We start from the raw sequence: 16026 nt of genomic DNA, 5'->3' as shown, positions 1-16026 counted from the left end.
TTCATGAGCCAGATCGCGACCATTCTGGTCATCGACGACGAACCGCAGATCCGCAAATTCCTGCGCATCAGCCTCGCCTCACAAGGCTACAAAGTGCTCGAGGCTGGCACCGGCGCCGAGGGCCTGGCGCAAGCGGCGCTGAATAAACCGGACTTGCTGGTGCTCGACCTCGGCCTGCCGGACATGGACGGCCAGCAAGTGCTCCGTGAGTTTCGCGAATGGGCCACGGCGCCAGTGCTGGTGCTGTCGGTGCGTGCCAGCGAAGGGCAGAAGGTCGAGGCACTGGATGGCGGCGCCAACGACTACGTGACCAAGCCGTTCGGCATTCAGGAATTTCTTGCGCGGGTGCGGGCGTTGTTGCGTCAGGCGCCGGCGGGGGAGGCGCAACAAGCGGCGTTGAGTTTTGGCCCGCTAACCGTGGATCTGGCCTATCGGCGGGTGCTGCTCGACGGCGTTGAAGTGGCGCTGACCCGTAAGGAATACGCGGTGCTGGCGCAACTGGCGCGGCATCCGGGAAGGGTGATCACCCAGCAGCAATTGCTTAAGGATATCTGGGGGCCGACGCACACCGAGGACAGTCATTATCTGCGGATAGTGGTGGGGCATTTGCGGCAGAAACTGGCGGATGATCCGACGCGGCCACGGTTTATTGTGACGGAGGCGGGGGTTGGGTATCGGCTGTTGAGTGAGGTTGGCTGATCTGACGCCTTCGCGAGCAAGCCCGCTCCCACAGGAGGAATGCTTTCCAAATGTGGGAGCGGGCTTGCTCGCGAAGAGGCCCTTAAATCTCACAAAGCAATCAGCTCCGATCTCCCTGCTCACTCTCATACCGATCCATCGTATCCCGCGCAATCTCCCGCCCCAGCGCGATCAATTCCGGCGCTTTGTAAAACTCGAAAAACCGGCAAACCCGCTTCGGCACGTTGATCAAAATATCCGGTGGATACCCGGCAATCTTGTACTGCGCCAACGAAGTCTGCATCACCTCGAAACTCTGGTTGATCAGATCCAGCAATGACGCCGGCCCGACGTTATCGATGATGAACGAACCCGTCGCCGATTTCGGTGCGCCTTCACGCTCAGGCGCGGCGGCCGGTTGCTGATTGTCGGGGTCGGCGCCTTCCAGCCACGGATTGATATCCGCTGCCTCAGCACGCAACGCTTCCTGTTCCAGCTTCAACAACTGTTCAGCCTGGGTGCGGCGAAACGGCATCTTCGAGCCCAACGAACTGATCAAACTGTCGAAACGCGAACGAAACGCCGGCGGACGCTGGATCACCGGCAGTTTGTAATGCCGCTGGTTGGTCGAGTTGAGATTGACCGCGATGATCAAATCACAGTGGCTGGACACCACCGGCACGATCGGCAGCGGGTTGAGAATGCCGCCATCGACCAGCATGCGATTGCCTTGCATCACTGGCGTGAACAGGCTGGGAATCGCCGCCGAAGCGCGCATGGCCTGGTGCAGACAGCCTTCCTGAAACCAGATTTCCTGTTGATTGGTGAGGTCGGCGGCGACGGCGGTGTAGGGGATGCGCAGGTCTTCGATATTGATCTCGCCGACGATTTTGCGGATCTGCCCAAAGACTTTTTCACCGCGAATCGCGCCGAGGCGGAAGCTCACATCGACCAGTCGCAGCACGTCGAGGTAGTCGAGGCTTTCGATCCAGTTGCGGTATTCATCGAGTTTGCCGGCGGCGTAGATACCGCCAACCACCGCGCCCATCGAACAACCGGCAATGCAGGCGATTTCGTAACCGCGTTTTTCGATTTCTTCAATGACTCCGATATGGGCATAGCCCCGGGCGCCACCGGAGCCCAGTACCAGCGCGACACGCTTTTTCATCCAGCTTCCTCCCGACAAGGTTGCACAATGCACCCATCGGGCAAGCGGCTCAATCGCCGAGGTCGCTCAGCGGCGCGGTCGCGTCGTTTTTTCGATACTTCATGGCCGCGCGGGGCTATCCTTTTCGCCACCGCAGAATCACGGCCGCACAAGGCACTTTTTCGCCGCCGAACCGTCTTACCTGCACGACTGTTGACCTATTTTTGAGGTGTAAGTGATGAAAGCCTGGATCTGTGTGCCCTTGATCGCCCTGGCATTGGCCGGTTGCGCCGGCAAGACTGCGTACCGCGACAGTTGCGGCAGCCAGCTCGACACGGCGTGGCATGAGCTGGATCTGGCCAAGGCCGAAGGCTTTGCCGGCACCGTCAGTTATTCCAAAGCGCTGTCGTTGCTGACGGCGGCCAAAACCCAGCAGCAATTCGAAGGTTTCGAAGGTTGCGCGAGCAAGGCCGAGAAGGCGCGTTTCTACATTCGCGAATCCCGCGCCGGCCGTTAAGCGGCTTACCTGAAGCAAGGATGCTGCGCTGACGAGGCGCCAGACTCCTCCCCAAGACGTTCTGAAGGAGCAAGTGATGTCTGCGTTGGTTGATCGGTTGGTGGCTCATATCCTGAGCATTGAAGTGCGATTGCTCAGTTGCCAGGCGCGGCTGACGGCGCGTACTGATCCTGAGGCGCTGCACGATCTGCGCACCACAGTGCGTCGCTTGCGCAGCTTGTTGCGGCCGTTGCGCGGCTTGCCCGGGGTTGAGCAACTGGAAGACGCGGCCTCGGCAGTCGGTCAATTGACCACGCCGTGGCGCGATCGTGAAGTGCTCGCGGCTTACTTGCTCGAACACGATCAACCCGAGGCGGCGCAACGGCGCATGGCGCAGATGGCGGAGGCGTATCCGGCACTGGCGGCGAGTGCCGAGGTGGCCTCGCTGCTGATGATTCTCGACGCTTTTCCACGGTTTATTCGTGCGTCTCAGCGTCAGGGCTTGCTCAAAGGTCTGGCTAAACGCATCGAAAAACGCCTCGGCAAACAATGGAAGAATCTCGATCAGGCGCTGCATGATCCGGCGCATGATCGCCATCGTCTGCGTCTGTTGATCAAGCGTGTGCGTTACGGCATCGAGGCGTATCCAGAACTGGATCGCCTGCCGGAAGCGGCGCTGCCACGCTTGAAGTCTGCGCAAGGGGCTCTGGGCGATTGGCACGATTGCTGGCAGTGGCTGGCGAAATCCGAACTGGAAACCGATCTGCAACCGTGTGTCGCCACCTGGCAGGCAGGTTTGATCCAAGCCGAGACCAAGGCGGATCGTGTGCTCGAAAAACTCAGCAGCACCTGCTTCAAATCCTGAACACACCGCATCACCCCCTGTAGGAGCTGTCGCAGGCTGCGATCTTTTGATCTTGTTTTTCAACATCAAAAGATCGCAGCCTGCGGCAGCTCCTACAGGGAGTGGTGTCTGATCTGTCAGCGCATTTGACCGGAATAGACGCTGCGGTGCTCTCCGGCTGTGGTTAAGATCCCTCCATTCATTTTCGTTTTCTGAGGTTGCCATGCGCTTTTGTGATCTGCTCGATGCGGTGCGCCGCCAGCCGGAACTGTCGATCCCCGCCGAATGGGCTCAGGGCCGCGCCAGTTTTGGTGGCCTCGTCGCCGCGCTGCAATACGAAGCCATGCGCGCGAAAGTGCCGGCGGATCGACCAGTGCGTTCGCTGGCGATCACCTTCGTCGGCCCGGTCGAGCCGGAAGTCCCGGTGAGTTTTGAAGTGGATGTGCTGCGTGAAGGCAAAGCCGTCAGCCAGGTGCTGGGCCGGGCGATGCAGAACGGTCAGGTGGTCACGCTGGTGCAAGGCAGTTTTGGCGCCTCGCGTCCTTCGGAAGTGGCGATTGCCGCTGAGCCTGCGCCGGACATGAAGCACTGGGACGAATGTCAGGAACTGCCGTACATCAAAGGTGTGCTGCCGGAATTCATGCGCCACCTGGCGATGCGCTGGACGATCGGCGGTTTGCCGTTCACCGGTAATTCTTCGCGGGACATGGGCGGTTGGGTGCGTTTGCGTGGCGACGTGAAGGAAGAGCCAGTGACCGAGGCGCACATTCTCGCGCTGGTCGACGCATGGCCGCCGTCGCTGCTGCCACATCTGAAGAAACCGGCCATGGGCAGCACGCTGACCTGGACCATCGAATTCGTTCAGCCATTACGTGAATTGAGCACACTGGACTGGTGCAAGTACCGCGTGGAAACCGAGTACGCCGCCGACGGCTACGGGCATGCCGCCGCGAAACTGTGGAGCGCGGAAGGTGAGTTGATTGCCATGAGTCGGCAGACCGTCACGATCTTCGCCTGACTCAATGCCGACGGTGACGCTCTCGCCAGGCGCGCCACCAGCCGCCGCTGAGAAAGAACCGTGGAAAAGTCAGAAACTGCTCGACCAGCAAACGTGAAATCGCGTCTTTGCGATCACTGAACGGCTCGGAGGCTTGCGCCTCCAGGCGGTGACCATGGCGTTGCAAGCCCAGCGCCGCGACGATGCCAATCACGCCGATGGCGACACTGGCCAGGCTCAGACTGAACACGCCAGAGACGATCAACAAAAACGCCACGATGAACAACGGCACGGCAATCAGGTGCAACACCAGATTGGTCGGGTGCTGATGATTGCCCGGGTACGCGCGCCATTGCCACGCGGGAAGGTTGGGGTGACGTTTGCCCATGATGTGGCTACTCCTCGATCCATGTTGATTGCATGGATGAAGAATAGGCCGGGCCGGGAAGGGCGGCGAATCGAGGTTGGCTATTGAAGTGATAGGCGTCATGTTCGGATTCGATGTCGGCCCATCTGACGCCTTCGCGAGCAAGCTTTGCTCCTACAGATCCGTGCACAACTGTAGGAGCAAAGCTTGCTCGCGAAAGGCCCTCAGAGTTTCAACTGCCCAATCGCCTTGCTCAATTCCCCAGCCAACGTCGCCAACTCATTACTGGTCGTCGCCGAATCCACCGTCTGCTGCACGGTGTTCTCGGTCACATCGCGAATGCTCACCACCGCCCGGTTCATCTCCTCGGCAACCTGACTCTGCTGCTCAGCAGCCACGGCAATCTGCGTATTGCTCTCGCGCATCTGCGCCACCGCGCCGGTGATCTCGGCCAGCGCCGCGCCAGCTTCCTGCGCCTGCTGCACACAATCGTCTGCCTTATACGAACTCTCTTGCATGAAATCCACCGCATCGCGCGTGCCGGCCTGCAAAGCCGACACCATCGTGGTGATCTCATCAGTGGAAGCCTGCACACGTTTCGCGAGGTGGCGCACTTCATCGGCGACCACCGCAAAACCACGGCCCATTTCCCCCGCACGCGCGGCCTCGATGGCAGCATTGAGAGCAAGCAGATTGGTCTGTTCGGCGATGCTGTGAATCACGCTGACCACACCGTTGATCTTCTGACTGTCCTCAGCCAGGCGTTGAATCATCTCGGCCGTCTGCTGTACGCCGCTGGACAGACCGGCGATCGAATGCTGCACCCGCGCGACCACTTGCTGACCACTGCCGGCCAGACCGTCAGCGGTCTGCGACAAATCGCGGGTGGCGCCCGCGTGCTGGGCGATGTGATAGACCGTGGCGGTCATTTCATTGATCGCCGTGGCCGCTTGATCGGTTTCACTCTGCTGACCGAGCATGCCGTGACGCACTTCGTCCATGCTCGCCGCCAGCCGCGCCGCGCCGACGTCCAGTTGCCGCGCGGTGTTGGCAACGGTGGTGACCACACGCTGATAACCCGCCTGCATCGCGTTGAACGCACTGGCCATCTGCCCGACTTCATCTGTGCAGGCCAATGGCACGCGGGCCGAGAGGTCGCCGCTTTTCTCGACGTGAAGCATCACGTCTTTCAGGGTGTTGAGTTGGCTGAGCAGGAAGCGGATTAGCAGTTGTGAGGCGCCGAGCATGGCCAGCATCAGGATCAATACGGCCACGGCGAAGTTGGCAAAACGCTCATCGAATACCTGCGTCAGGCTCGGGCCATAAGCGATCACGGCGACGCGTTGACCGTCGGCACGGCTGAACACCTCGGCGCCCATCAACGGGTTTTTGCCGAACAATGGCATCGGGTTGATCTCGATCCAGCCGTTGCTGTCGGCGATTTCCAATAACGGTTGATCGTTGAGGCGCGGCGCTTCACCGCGTTTGAAGGTCAGCACTTGATCGGCTTTGGGCAGCGCTTGCCCGACCGGCCAGGCCTTGAGCAACTGCGCCTGGGCCTGCGCGGAGGCCTTTGACGCATGACTGCGCGCCTGTTGTTCGAGGTGTACGGCGTACAACACCAACAACAACGTGGTGACGAAGGCGACCGCATTGACCGCCCAGAATTTATATTTCAGCGAGATATTGCTAAGCCAGGCACCCATGGAGGTCTTCTCTGATAGCGGAAACAGCATTGGCAAGGTGCCAGTATTGTGCCGCTATGCAGATCTGCAGAACTTGATGTACATCAAAAGACCACACAGTCCCCTGTGGGAGCGGGCTTGCTCGCGAATGCGGTGTGTCATTTAAATCATTTTTGCCTGACACAGCGCTTTCGCGAGCAAGCCCGCTCCCACAGGAGGAATTTGGTGGGTCAGGGGAGGGTGGGGAGATTGAAGAATGCGCGGGCGCACGCGGTGGTGTGCGCAGCCAGGTCTTCCCCGGTTTCCCCGCGATGCAGAGCAACCTCGCGCAACACCTCCGTCAGATACGCCGGCTCATTACGCCCGTTCTTCGGTTTCGGTCGCAACGTACGCGGCAACAAATAAGGCGCATCGCTTTCCAGCATCAGCCGTCCGCGTTTGATTTCTTTTACCAGCGGATGCAAATGCGTGCCCCGACGCTCGTCGCAGATCCAGCCGGTAATGCCGATGTGCAGATCCATGTCGAGATAACTGAACAGCGCTTTTTGCTCACCGGTAAAGCAATGCACCACCGCAGCAGGCAACTGATCGCGGAAGCCTTTCAGTATCTCCAGTAGTCGCTGACTGGCATCGCGCTCATGCAGGAACACCGGCAACTGCAGCTCAACGGCCAGCGCCAGATGCTCTTCCAACACCTTCTCCTGCTGCGGGCGCGGCGAGAAATCGCGATTGAAATCCAGCCCGCATTCGCCCACCGCGACCACGTTCGATTCCTTCAGCAAACTGCGCAAACGCCCCGCGCTATCAGCGCTCCAGTCGCTGGCCGAGTGTGGGTGAATGCCAGCGGTGGCGAACAGCCGTTGACCGCTTTCATCCAGTTGCTGGCTCAGCTCCAGCGCCTGTTCGCTACCCTCGACGCTGGTGCCGGTCAGCACCAGTTGGCAGACCCCGGCGGCGTAGGCGCGGTCGCGTACGGCCTGGTGTTTGTCGGCGAAACTTGGGTTGGTCAGGTTGACGCCGATATCGATGAGTTGCATGGTTGCTACCTCGGGCCGAAGGCCGGAAAGCATACCAGAGCTGTAGATTCATAAGAAAAGCCAAGAACTACAGCGAGTTAAAGCTGTCTTTTGATGCCGCGAGACCCGTCTGATTGGCAGCAATGCCAACGCTGTGCCAGTCTCTCGCACCTTGCCAGCGCTCCAGGCGCTCTGTTTTCGTCGGTGATTTCGACCGTTCAGCGGTGAAATTGCCCCGTATTCTTTCCGGAGAGTGGATGGTTCGTCCCTCGGTTTTGTTGCTGTTGTGTGGATCGCTGCTGCTGCCGATGACGGCGGTTGCGCGCCTGCCCGGGCCGCTGCAAGCCGTGCCGGCCGCCAAAGTGCGCGATCTCTCGGAGATCCGCAGCAGTCGCGTGTTGCGGGTGCTGGTCAACCAGAGCCGCAACAGCTCCGGCGAAGTCCAGGGCCAGGCCATCGGCGTCGAATACCATCGCCTGCGCGCCTTCGAGCAATACCTCAACGGTCACGCCCGTGACGGTCAGGAAATCACCCTCAAGATCATCCCCAAATCCAAGGATCAATTGCTCGGCGCCTTACAGCGTGGCGAAGGTGATCTGGTGGCGCCGGGAGAATTGCTCGACCTGCAACCGGGTCACGCGGTGGCCAGCAGCGAACCGATCGCCAGCAACGTGCCGCTGATCCTGGTCGGCATCAAGGGCGAGCGACGCTACACCAAGGTTGAACAGCTCTCCGGTAAAACCCTCGCCTTGCCGACCGGCAGCGCAGCGGGGGAGGCCGTCAGCCAGCTGAATCAGAAACTGGCGCTGCATAAACTGGCGCCGATCAAGATCGAATGGGTCGACCCGACACTGGCGGTCGAGGATGTGCTGGAGATGGTGCAGGGCGGGATTTTCCACCTGACCATCGTCGAGCAACCCATCGCCGAGCGTTGGGGCAAGATCCTGCCGAAATTGCGTTTTGATCGGCAGTTGATGATCAGCGAGCCTGGCGAAGAGTACTGGTTCGTCCGCCGCGACGCCTCGATGCTGCGGGCGAGCATTGATCGCTTCTTGACCGGTTACAAAAAACCGTCCAACGAAGATGCGGCGTTTCTGCGCATCTACCGTCGCCTCTATCAAGTTCACTATCCGTTGGCCAAGGCTGACCGACAGCGTCTGGAAAAACTGCGCCCGACCCTGCAAAAACACGCTGACGCGCAAAAAATGGATTGGCTGAACCTGGCGGCGCTGGCGTTCAAGGAGTCCGCGCTGCAACCCAATGCCCGCAGCGGCAGTGGCCCGACCGGGCTGATGCAGATCACCCCGTCCGCCGCGCAACGCGTCGGCGTCGACAATATTCAGAATCTCGATGCGAACGTGCAGGCAGGGGCCAAATACCTCGCGATGATCCGGCGCAAGTTCTTCAACAGTCCCAAGCTCAACGAGCGCGAGCGCATGGCCTTCACGCTCGCGGCTTACAACATCGGCCCGGAGCGGGTGCAAGGCATGCGCGCCGAAGCGCGACGGCGTGGCTTGAACCCCAATCAGTGGTTCTTCCAGGTCGAGCGCATTGCCATGGAGCAGGTGGGAATGGGGCCGGTCAGCTATGTTAATAGCGTGAACAAGTATTACTTGGCGTTCGACCGGGAGCGGGAGTCGTTGGAGCCCGGAGGACAAAAAGTAGCCTCACGGAAATGATCTAATAATTTGATTGTTATGGCGGAATAATTGCGCTTTTATCATGAAATTAACTGATTAATATAGCGGCCAACCAACACACATTTCTCGCAAAACAAGGAACGCTTTCATGAGCTCACTGATCAACAAAGTTCTGTTCACCCGCGCCGGTTACGGTCTGACCATTCTGCGCATCGCTGTTGGTGTGATCTTCGCGGCTCACGGTTCGCAAAAGCTGTTTGGACTGTTCGGTGGTTATGGCTTGTCCGGCACTGCGCAATACATGGACAGCATCGGTCTGCACCCGGGTTACCTGATGGCGACGCTGGCGGGTGGTACCGAGTTCTTCGCCGGTCTGGCGCTGATCATCGGTTTGCTGGTTCGTCCGGCGGCGCTGGGCCTGACCTTTCTGTCGCTGGTGGCGATCTTCACCGTACACATCAGCAACGGTTTGTTCATGGCCAACAACGGTTACGAATTTGCCCTGGCCCTGCTCGGTGGCAGCCTCGCGGTACTGATCGAAGGCGCCGGCAAACTCTCGGTGGATCGCGCCATCGCTGGCTGATCGCTAAACCCGGACAAAAAAAGGCCCGTATCGTGAGATACGGGCCTTTTTGTTTGTTACTGCCACTGGCTTGCTGCGCCGGGTTTAACCGCGACGGCGCAGGGCGTCGATACGCTCTTCCAGCGGCGGGTGGCTCATGAACATGCGCGCGAAGCCCTGCTTGATGCCACCGTTGATGCCGAAGGCATTCAGGGTGTCCGGCATATGCACTGGCAGGCCCTGTTCGGCGCGCAGACGCTGCAGGGCACCGATCATTGCGCTGGTACCGGCCAGACGTGCACCGGCTTCGTCTGCACGGAATTCACGTTTACGCGAGAACCACATGACGATCGAGCTGGCCAGAATGCCCAGCACCAGTTCGGCGAAGATGGTCGCCACGTAGTAGGCGATGCCTTGGCCTTCTTCGTTTTTAAAGATCACTTTGTCGACGAAGTTACCGATGATCCGTGCAAAGAACATCACGAAGGTGTTCACCACGCCTTGGATCAGCGCCAGCGTGACCATGTCACCGTTGGCCACGTGGCCGATTTCGTGAGCCAGCACGGCCTTCACTTCGTCGGGCGAAAAACGCTCGAGCAAGCCCTGACTGACCGCGACCAGCGCGTCGTTCTTGTTCCAGCCAGTGGCGAAGGCGTTCGCCTCGTAGGCCGGGAAAATACCGACTTCGGGCATCTTGATCCCGGCTTCGCGGGACAATTGCTCGACGGTTTGCAGCAGCCATTGCTCATGCCGGGTGCGTGGCTGGCTGATGATCTGGGTGCTGGTGCTCATCTTCGCCATCCACTTGGAGATGAACAGCGAGAACAGCGAACCGGCAAAACCAAAGACCGCACAGAAAACCAGCAGCTGACTAAGGTTGAGATCAACCCCGTTGGCCGCCATGAACCCGTTGAAGCCGAACAGGCTCAGGGTGATGCTGGCTATCAGCACGACCGCCAGGTTAGTGGCCAAAAACAGCAGGATGCGCATCATGGTTGTAGAAATCTCCTCAAGCTAAAGATGTAGCGTACTGCGGGGTATATAAGGTGCTGCAGCGGGCTATTCAACTGAGTGACTATTTCAAACTGTGTCCTACAGTGAATTCTTCGGTGCAAGGTTCATTTCCCACAACGTAAACCGACAGGGATGACAAACAGCCGCGACCCGTCGCGACTACGTCAGACGCACGTGATCGGTACGAGTCGCAAGTGTAGAAGGCGTACGCAAAGGGTGGGGCGCAGAAGTGTTGCCGAATCAGACAGTGCGCAACGTTCGGGGCGTTGCGCACTGCTGGCCTATTACTGGCGGTAGGACTTGAGGAAGTTGCCGATGCGGCCGATGGCCATTTCCAGATCATCGACGCGCGGCAGGGTGACCACACGGAAGTGATCCGGCCACGGCCAGTTGAACGCCGTGCCTTGCACCACCAGCAGCTTCTCGGAGAGCAGCAGATCGAGAACGAATTTTTCGTCGTTATGGATCGGGCAGACCTTTGGATCGATTTTCGGGAACGCGTACAGCGCGCCCATCGGCTTGACGCAACTCACGCCCGGAATGTCGTTGAGCAATTCCCACGTGCGATTGCGTTGTTCCAGCAGACGCCCTTGCGGCAGCACCAGATCATTGATGCTCTGATAGCCGCCGAGTGCGGTCTGAATCGCGTGCTGGCTCGGCACGTTGGCGCACAGGCGCATGTTGGCCAGCATGTCGATGCCTTCGATGTAGCTCTGCGCGTTGTGTTTCGGCCCGGTGATGGCGATCCAGCCCGAGCGGAACCCGGCCACGCGGTAGGACTTCGACAGACCGTTGAAGGTCAGGCACAGCAGATCCGGGGCCAGCGAAGCGGTGCAGATGTGCACGGCGTCGTCATACAGAATCTTGTCGTAGATTTCGTCGGAGAACACCACCAGGTTGTGTGCGCGGGCGATTTCCAGCATGCCCAGCAACACTTCCTTGGAATACACCGCGCCGGTCGGGTTATTCGGGTTGATGATCACCATCGCTTTGGTGTTCGGGGTGATCTTGGCCTTGATGTCGGCCAGATCCGGGAACCAGTCGGCGCCTTCGTCGCACAGGTAATGCACGGCGTTACCACCCGCCAGGCTCACGGCCGCGGTCCACAGCGGATAGTCCGGGGCCGGCACCAGCACTTCGTCGCCGTTGTTGAGCAGCGCCTGCAGCGACATCACGATCAGCTCGGACACGCCGTTGCCCAGGTAGATGTCTTCGATGCCGACACCTTCAACCTGCTTCTGCTGGTAGTACTGCATCACCGCTTTGCGCGCGCTGAACAGGCCTTTGGAATCGCTGTAGCCTTGCGCGGTCGGCAGGTTGCGGATCACATCCTGAAGAATTTCGTCCGGCGCCTCGAAACCAAACGGTGCCGGGTTGCCGATATTCAGCTTGAGGATGCGCTGGCCTTCCTCTTCCAGACGTTTGGCGTGCTTGAGCACCGGGCCGCGAATGTCGTAGCAGACGTTGGCGAGCTTGTTCGATTTGCTGAACTGCATGGCGATGTGATCCCGAAAATGAACGATCCAGACGCTGTATGAACTACCGTACTGGGATTCCTGCGTTTGCATGCCAACCGGGTGCCGGAACGTGACGCTGCAAAAAATCCGTTTGAGTGCATGTAACGCGGCTGCCAGACTGGCATCAAATGAGGCGCAATCATACGTGCCGCTCGATCCGTGGAAAAGGTACAGATCGGGCTTTTTCAGCCGCTGAGGTGTGATGATGGAAAAGTTGGATAAAACCCTGGAAGAATGGCGTGAGATGCTCGACCCCGAGCAGTACAACGTTTGCCGTCTCAGTGCGACCGAACGACCGTTCTCCGGCAAGTACAATGCGACCAAAACCGACGGTGTTTATCATTGCGTGTGCTGCAATGAGCCACTGTTCGATTCCAAGACCAAATTCGACTCCGGCTGCGGCTGGCCGAGCTTCTACGCGCCCATCGGCGAAAGCGCGATGACCGAAATCCGTGACACCACTCACGGCATGATTCGCACGGAAGTGAAATGCGCTCGCTGCGACGCTCACTTGGGTCACGTATTCCCGGACGGCCCGCCGCCGACCGGTCTGCGTTATTGCATCAATTCGGTGTGCCTGAACCTCGAACCACGCGAGTAACCTCACGATAAAACCCCTGTAGGAGCTGCCGAAGGCTGCGATCTTTTGATCTTGCTTTAAAAAACAACGTCAAAAGATCGCAGCCTTCGGCAGCTCCTACAGGGGTGTAATCCGATAAATTAAATTGCACACAATTTAATTGCTCGCTATGTTTGCCCTTTGCCACTTCCTGCGGAGCCCGACCCATGAGCGACAACCTGCTGAATATCCCGTGCACAACCATCAAGGGTGAGCAAAAGACCCTGGCCGACTACGCCGGTAAAGCGGTGCTGGTGGTCAACACGGCGAGCAAGTGCGGTTTCACCCCGCAATACAAAGGCCTCGAAGAACTGTGGCAGACCTACAAGGATCAGGGCCTGGTGGTGCTGGGCTTTCCGTGCAATCAGTTCGGCAAGCAGGAGCCGGGCAATGAAGGCGCGATCAGTGAGTTCTGCGAGCTGAATTTCGGCGTTAGTTTCCCGCTGTTCAAGAAGATCGACGTCAACGGTGCTGATGCGCATCCGCTGTTCGTGCAATTGAAAAAGCGCGCGCCGGGTCTGCTGGGTTCGCAGGGCATCAAGTGGAATTTCACCAAGTTCCTGATCGGCAAGGATGGTCAACTGGTCAAGCGTTTCGCCCCGACCACCAAACCACAGGATCTGAACGGCGAGATCGAAGCGCTGCTGAAATGAACAGCCTGTCCGTCGATTCGATGCAGCTCGACAACCAGTTGTGTTTCAAGCTGTACGCCGCATCTCGCGCAGTGATTCGCGCCTACAAGCCGATGCTCGATCAGCTCGGCCTGACCTATCCGCAATATCTGGTGATGCTGGTGTTGTGGGAGTGGCAGGAAAGCGCCCCGGAGCAACCGACGGTGAAAGCGCTGGGCGAACGTCTGGCACTGGATTCCGGGACGCTGACGCCGTTGCTCAAGCGTCTGGAGCAAATGCAATGGGTGCAGCGCCAGCGTTCGGCTCGCGATGAGCGTGAGGTGCATTTGAGCCTGACGCCCGCCGGGCAAGCATTGCGCGAGCAGGTCGGGCCGCTCAAAGCAAAATTGTTGTGCGACAGCGGCGTGGATCTCGATCGGCTCAACGAATTGCGCAACGGCCTCGATCACTTGCTCGGGCAGATCAAGGCTTTGGCGTAACCGGCACCCATTGATCAAGCAGCGCTGCCAGTTCTTCGCGGCGAAACGGTTTGGCCAGATAGTCGCTCATGCCCGCCGCGCGGCAGCGTTCTCGCTCTTCGGACATGGCGTTGGCGGTCAGGGCGACGATCGGCAATTGTGGCCAGCGCCCGCTCTGGCGAATCTGCCGACTCGCTTCGTAGCCGTCCATCACCGGCATGTTGCAGTCCATCAGCACCATGTCGAAATCATGGAATTCCAGTTGATCCAACGCCTCGGCACCGTGAGCCGCGACCACCACTTCGCAGCCAAGCTTGCCGAGCATGCCTTTGGCTACCAGTTGATTGACCGGGTTATCCTCGACCAACAGAACCCGAGCGCGTCGAAGCGAGGGTGCAGCCTCCAGAGGTGTGTCACCAACGTCGGCGATGTCCGCTTGCAAGGTTCTGCGCAAATTCTGATACAGCGCGTTGCGAGCCAGCGGTCGCGCTTGCTGCTGCAGTGGCGCCAGCGCCGCGGCTTCTTCGCTGGGCAGAAAGCTGCCGTAAGCCGTGACGAGGAGAATCGGTGCCTTGATTGTAGGGCGCAGGCCGAACAGGCATTCCGGGCAATCGGTGATCAATACGTCAGGCGTGCGGCCCAGCAATGAATCATCAATCGTGCACTGGTCGTATTCGATGCCCCAGCCCGGCAGCAAACTTTTCAGCAGTTCTGCCAGACCACTGCTGCCAGCGGTGATGGCGAGGACTTTGCCGTGCAGCGGTGCCGGAGCGATCGCGCGGGTATGGCTGGGCAGCGGCAATTCGGCGCAGAACTGGCTGCCGAAACCGGCTTCCGAACTGATCGTCAGACGGCCCTGCATGGCTTCGCACAGGTTGTAGGTCAGCGCCAGACCCAGCCCGGTGCCGCCATATTGCCGAGTGATGCCAGCGCCAGCCTGAGTAAACGGCTGGAAGATTTTCACCTGCGCTTCCTGCGCGATGCCGATCCCGGTGTCACAGACTTCGATGCGCACGCCATCCTTATAGGCCGACAAGCGCACATCGACGCGACCGAAACGGGTGAACTTCAGCGCGTTCGACAGCAGGTTGCTGACGATCTGCCGAACCCGGGTCGGGTCGCCGAGTACCAGCGCGGGGAAGTGCGGATCGATCAGGCAGGTCAGTTCGACGCTCGGCGCAGCGTTCTGCGAGAGCAGATTGGCGGTGTCTTCGACCAGCGCACCGAGGTCGAACGGAATGTGTTCGAGCTCCAGTTGCCCGGCATCGAATTTCGACAGATCGAGAATATCGTTGAGCAATTCCACCAGCACTTTGCCCGAGTCGTGGGCGATCGCCAGTTGTTGTTGCTGTTCGGCATTCAGCGGGCCGTCCAGCGATAGCGCGATCATCCCCAGCAAGCCGTTGAGCGGCGTGCGAATTTCATGACTCATGTTGGCGAGAAACGCTGAGCGTGCCTCGGCCATGTCCAACGCGGTGCTGCGGGCGACTTCGAGTTCCTGATTGGATTGGCTGAGCCGCGTGTTGATCGCCTTGAGTTCAGCGGTGCGCGAGGAAACGATGGTTTCCAGTTGGCTGAGGTAATCGGTCAGGCGGTTTTCCGCGTTGCGCCGCTGCTGAATTTCCGTGGCGATGTTTTCGAATTGCTGATTGGCGACTTTGACCAGCACACCAATTTCGTCATTGGCATGCCCGGCGGGGCATTCGAGGGTTGTCGGTTCTGCGCTGCGCGGGTCGCGACTGCTGAGTTCGCGAATCACCCGCACCAGTGGTTTGGTCAGCATCACGTAGAACAACGCCAGCAGAATGCCGGTAAGAATCAGGCTGCGGGCGAAACCGTTGAGGAGGGTGATTTCCGCTCGGCGCAGGAAGCGGCTGCCAAAGGCATAGGTGTCGACTTCAAGGCTCAGCACCCCCAAGGATTCGGTGGGCAGGTGGTCGAGGTAGAGGCGGTCTTCGAACTGGCGTTTGGCGCCGAACAGGGCGTCGCTGATCATCCGGTAGCCGCTTTGCAGTTCGGGACGTTTGACGCTGGCCAGTACCGTATCGTTGTTATCGGTCAGTTGCGCGGAAATGATGGCCGGCGAACGCAGCAGGCCGAGGGTGAGTTCCTGGGCCAGTTCGGCGTCGATGTTGTAAGCGATGCGAGACGCCGGATTGTGGCTGATTTCCAGCAAAGACAGGATTTCACGGTTGATGGAAGCGTCTTCACTGGCATAATCGATGCCGATTTGCAGCAGGCTGAGCAGCGTGCCCAGAATGAACCCGACCAGCACAGTAAGCTTGGCTTGCTTGTACGACAGCCGTTGGGTGAATTTGATATCCATGGGGTGTTGAACCACTTCCGTTTCCCTT

General features: G+C 59.3%; 16 protein-coding genes. 9 read left to right on the top strand and 7 right to left on the bottom strand.

Going from position 1 to position 16026, the window contains the following annotated elements; all coding sequences use genetic code 11:
• Positions 1-3: 3 nt before the first annotated feature.
• Positions 4-699 carry a response regulator gene (locus tag ACIP1X_RS10645; RefSeq protein WP_400751767.1) on the top strand — a complete coding sequence of 232 codons (696 nt, stop codon included), beginning with the start codon at positions 4-6 and terminating at the stop codon, positions 697-699.
• Between the two features lie 100 nt (positions 700-799).
• On the opposite strand, the gene ACIP1X_RS10640 is transcribed toward ACIP1X_RS10645, so the two are convergent.
• Entirely contained in the window at positions 800-1846 is a 1047-nt protein-coding gene (locus ACIP1X_RS10640; RefSeq protein WP_212543723.1) for a patatin-like phospholipase family protein, read from the bottom strand.
• Positions 1847-2063: 217 nt separating this feature from the next.
• Between ACIP1X_RS10640 and ACIP1X_RS10635 the strand changes: the two genes are divergently transcribed.
• From ACIP1X_RS10635 to ACIP1X_RS10625, 3 genes are all read left to right on the top strand, one after another.
• Positions 2064-2342 (top strand): hypothetical protein, encoded by a 279-nt coding sequence (locus ACIP1X_RS10635; protein ID WP_053122404.1) that lies wholly within the window; start codon positions 2064-2066, stop codon positions 2340-2342.
• Positions 2343-2418: 76 nt separating this feature from the next.
• Positions 2419-3186 carry a CHAD domain-containing protein gene (locus tag ACIP1X_RS10630; RefSeq protein ID WP_400751765.1) on the top strand — a complete coding sequence of 256 codons (768 nt, stop codon included), beginning with the start codon at positions 2419-2421 and terminating at the stop codon, positions 3184-3186.
• Between the two features lie 202 nt (positions 3187-3388).
• The gene (locus ACIP1X_RS10625; RefSeq protein WP_053122383.1) at positions 3389-4183 is read left to right on the top strand and encodes an acyl-CoA thioesterase II; all 795 of its coding nucleotides are present in this window, start codon (positions 3389-3391) and stop codon (positions 4181-4183) included.
• A gap of 1 nt (position 4184) precedes the next feature.
• Here ACIP1X_RS10625 and ACIP1X_RS10620 read toward each other — a convergent pair whose 3' ends face one another.
• From ACIP1X_RS10620 to ACIP1X_RS10610, 3 genes are all read right to left on the bottom strand, one after another.
• Entirely contained in the window at positions 4185-4550 is a 366-nt protein-coding gene (locus ACIP1X_RS10620) for an Mpo1-like protein (protein ID WP_053122382.1), read from the bottom strand.
• Positions 4551-4753: 203 nt separating this feature from the next.
• Positions 4754-6235 (bottom strand): methyl-accepting chemotaxis protein, encoded by a 1482-nt coding sequence (locus ACIP1X_RS10615; protein ID WP_400751762.1) that lies wholly within the window; start codon positions 6233-6235, stop codon positions 4754-4756.
• A 209-nt stretch (positions 6236-6444) separates the two neighbouring features.
• On the bottom strand, positions 6445-7251 hold the full coding sequence (locus ACIP1X_RS10610; protein WP_400751759.1) for a TatD family hydrolase: 807 nt from the start codon (positions 7249-7251) through the stop codon (positions 6445-6447).
• Positions 7252-7487: 236 nt separating this feature from the next.
• Between ACIP1X_RS10610 and ACIP1X_RS10605 the strand changes: the two genes are divergently transcribed.
• Positions 7488-8909 (top strand): transglycosylase SLT domain-containing protein, encoded by a 1422-nt coding sequence (locus ACIP1X_RS10605; protein ID WP_053122376.1) that lies wholly within the window; start codon positions 7488-7490, stop codon positions 8907-8909.
• A 109-nt stretch (positions 8910-9018) separates the two neighbouring features.
• A complete protein-coding gene (locus ACIP1X_RS10600) occupies positions 9019-9453 on the top strand; it encodes a DoxX family protein (protein WP_053122374.1) in 435 nt (144 codons plus the stop codon).
• 84 nt (positions 9454-9537) lie between these two features.
• Here the strand turns inward: ACIP1X_RS10600 and htpX are convergent, their stop codons facing one another.
• Both htpX and ACIP1X_RS10590 read right to left on the bottom strand, forming a co-directional pair.
• Entirely contained in the window at positions 9538-10425 is an 888-nt protein-coding gene (htpX, locus tag ACIP1X_RS10595; protein WP_053122372.1) for a protease HtpX, read from the bottom strand.
• A 305-nt stretch (positions 10426-10730) separates the two neighbouring features.
• Entirely contained in the window at positions 10731-11942 is a 1212-nt protein-coding gene (locus ACIP1X_RS10590; protein WP_400751756.1) for a pyridoxal phosphate-dependent aminotransferase, read from the bottom strand.
• 226 nt (positions 11943-12168) lie between these two features.
• Here ACIP1X_RS10590 and msrB point away from each other — a divergent pair, with 226 nt between their 5' ends.
• From msrB to ACIP1X_RS10575, 3 genes are all read left to right on the top strand, one after another.
• A complete protein-coding gene (gene msrB / locus ACIP1X_RS10585; protein WP_400751753.1) occupies positions 12169-12564 on the top strand; it encodes a peptide-methionine (R)-S-oxide reductase MsrB in 396 nt (131 codons plus the stop codon).
• A gap of 185 nt (positions 12565-12749) precedes the next feature.
• Positions 12750-13235 carry a glutathione peroxidase gene (locus tag ACIP1X_RS10580; protein WP_053122369.1) on the top strand — a complete coding sequence of 162 codons (486 nt, stop codon included), beginning with the start codon at positions 12750-12752 and terminating at the stop codon, positions 13233-13235.
• The gene (locus ACIP1X_RS10575; protein WP_400751750.1) at positions 13232-13693 is read left to right on the top strand and encodes a MarR family winged helix-turn-helix transcriptional regulator; all 462 of its coding nucleotides are present in this window, start codon (positions 13232-13234) and stop codon (positions 13691-13693) included. The genes ACIP1X_RS10580 and ACIP1X_RS10575 overlap by 4 nt, the downstream gene beginning before the upstream one ends.
• Here ACIP1X_RS10575 and ACIP1X_RS10570 read toward each other — a convergent pair.
• Positions 13677-15998 (bottom strand): response regulator, encoded by a 2322-nt coding sequence (locus ACIP1X_RS10570; RefSeq protein ID WP_400751747.1) that lies wholly within the window; start codon positions 15996-15998, stop codon positions 13677-13679. The genes ACIP1X_RS10575 and ACIP1X_RS10570 overlap by 17 nt on opposite strands.
• Positions 15999-16026: the final 28 nt, after the last annotated feature.

Source organism: Pseudomonas sp. NPDC088885, assembly GCF_044750025.1.
GTDB classification, from domain to species: domain Bacteria; phylum Pseudomonadota; class Gammaproteobacteria; order Pseudomonadales; family Pseudomonadaceae; genus Aquipseudomonas; species Aquipseudomonas rustica.
Note: the sequence above shows the minus strand (reverse complement) of the source record. Positions and strands in the feature narration are given on the sequence as shown.

Bases quoted from the DNA above. Each gene is read 5' to 3' on its own strand.
- ACIP1X_RS10640 (WP_212543723.1), bottom strand. From the start codon at position 1,846: ATGAAAAAGCGTGTCGCGCTGGTACTGGGCTCCGGTGGCGCCCGGGGC.
- ACIP1X_RS10580 (WP_053122369.1), top strand. From the start codon at position 12,750: ATGAGCGACAACCTGCTGAATATCCCGTGCACAACCATCAAGGGTGAG.
- ACIP1X_RS10630 (WP_400751765.1), top strand. From the start codon at position 2,419: ATGTCTGCGTTGGTTGATCGGTTGGTGGCTCATATCCTGAGCATTGAA.
- ACIP1X_RS10625 (WP_053122383.1), top strand. From the start codon at position 3,389: ATGCGCTTTTGTGATCTGCTCGATGCGGTGCGCCGCCAGCCGGAACTG.
- htpX (WP_053122372.1), bottom strand. From the start codon at position 10,425: ATGATGCGCATCCTGCTGTTTTTGGCCACTAACCTGGCGGTCGTGCTG.
- ACIP1X_RS10600 (WP_053122374.1), top strand. From the start codon at position 9,019: ATGAGCTCACTGATCAACAAAGTTCTGTTCACCCGCGCCGGTTACGGT.
- ACIP1X_RS10620 (WP_053122382.1), bottom strand. From the start codon at position 4,550: ATGGGCAAACGTCACCCCAACCTTCCCGCGTGGCAATGGCGCGCGTAC.
- ACIP1X_RS10635 (WP_053122404.1), top strand. From the start codon at position 2,064: ATGAAAGCCTGGATCTGTGTGCCCTTGATCGCCCTGGCATTGGCCGGT.
- ACIP1X_RS10615 (WP_400751762.1), bottom strand. From the start codon at position 6,235: ATGGGTGCCTGGCTTAGCAATATCTCGCTGAAATATAAATTCTGGGCG.
- ACIP1X_RS10645 (WP_400751767.1), top strand. From the start codon at position 4: ATGAGCCAGATCGCGACCATTCTGGTCATCGACGACGAACCGCAGATC.
- ACIP1X_RS10605 (WP_053122376.1), top strand. From the start codon at position 7,488: ATGGTTCGTCCCTCGGTTTTGTTGCTGTTGTGTGGATCGCTGCTGCTG.
- msrB (WP_400751753.1), top strand. From the start codon at position 12,169: ATGGAAAAGTTGGATAAAACCCTGGAAGAATGGCGTGAGATGCTCGAC.
- ACIP1X_RS10610 (WP_400751759.1), bottom strand. From the start codon at position 7,251: ATGCAACTCATCGATATCGGCGTCAACCTGACCAACCCAAGTTTCGCC.
- ACIP1X_RS10570 (WP_400751747.1), bottom strand. From the start codon at position 15,998: ATGGATATCAAATTCACCCAACGGCTGTCGTACAAGCAAGCCAAGCTT.
- ACIP1X_RS10575 (WP_400751750.1), top strand. From the start codon at position 13,232: ATGAACAGCCTGTCCGTCGATTCGATGCAGCTCGACAACCAGTTGTGT.
- ACIP1X_RS10590 (WP_400751756.1), bottom strand. From the start codon at position 11,942: ATGCAGTTCAGCAAATCGAACAAGCTCGCCAACGTCTGCTACGACATT.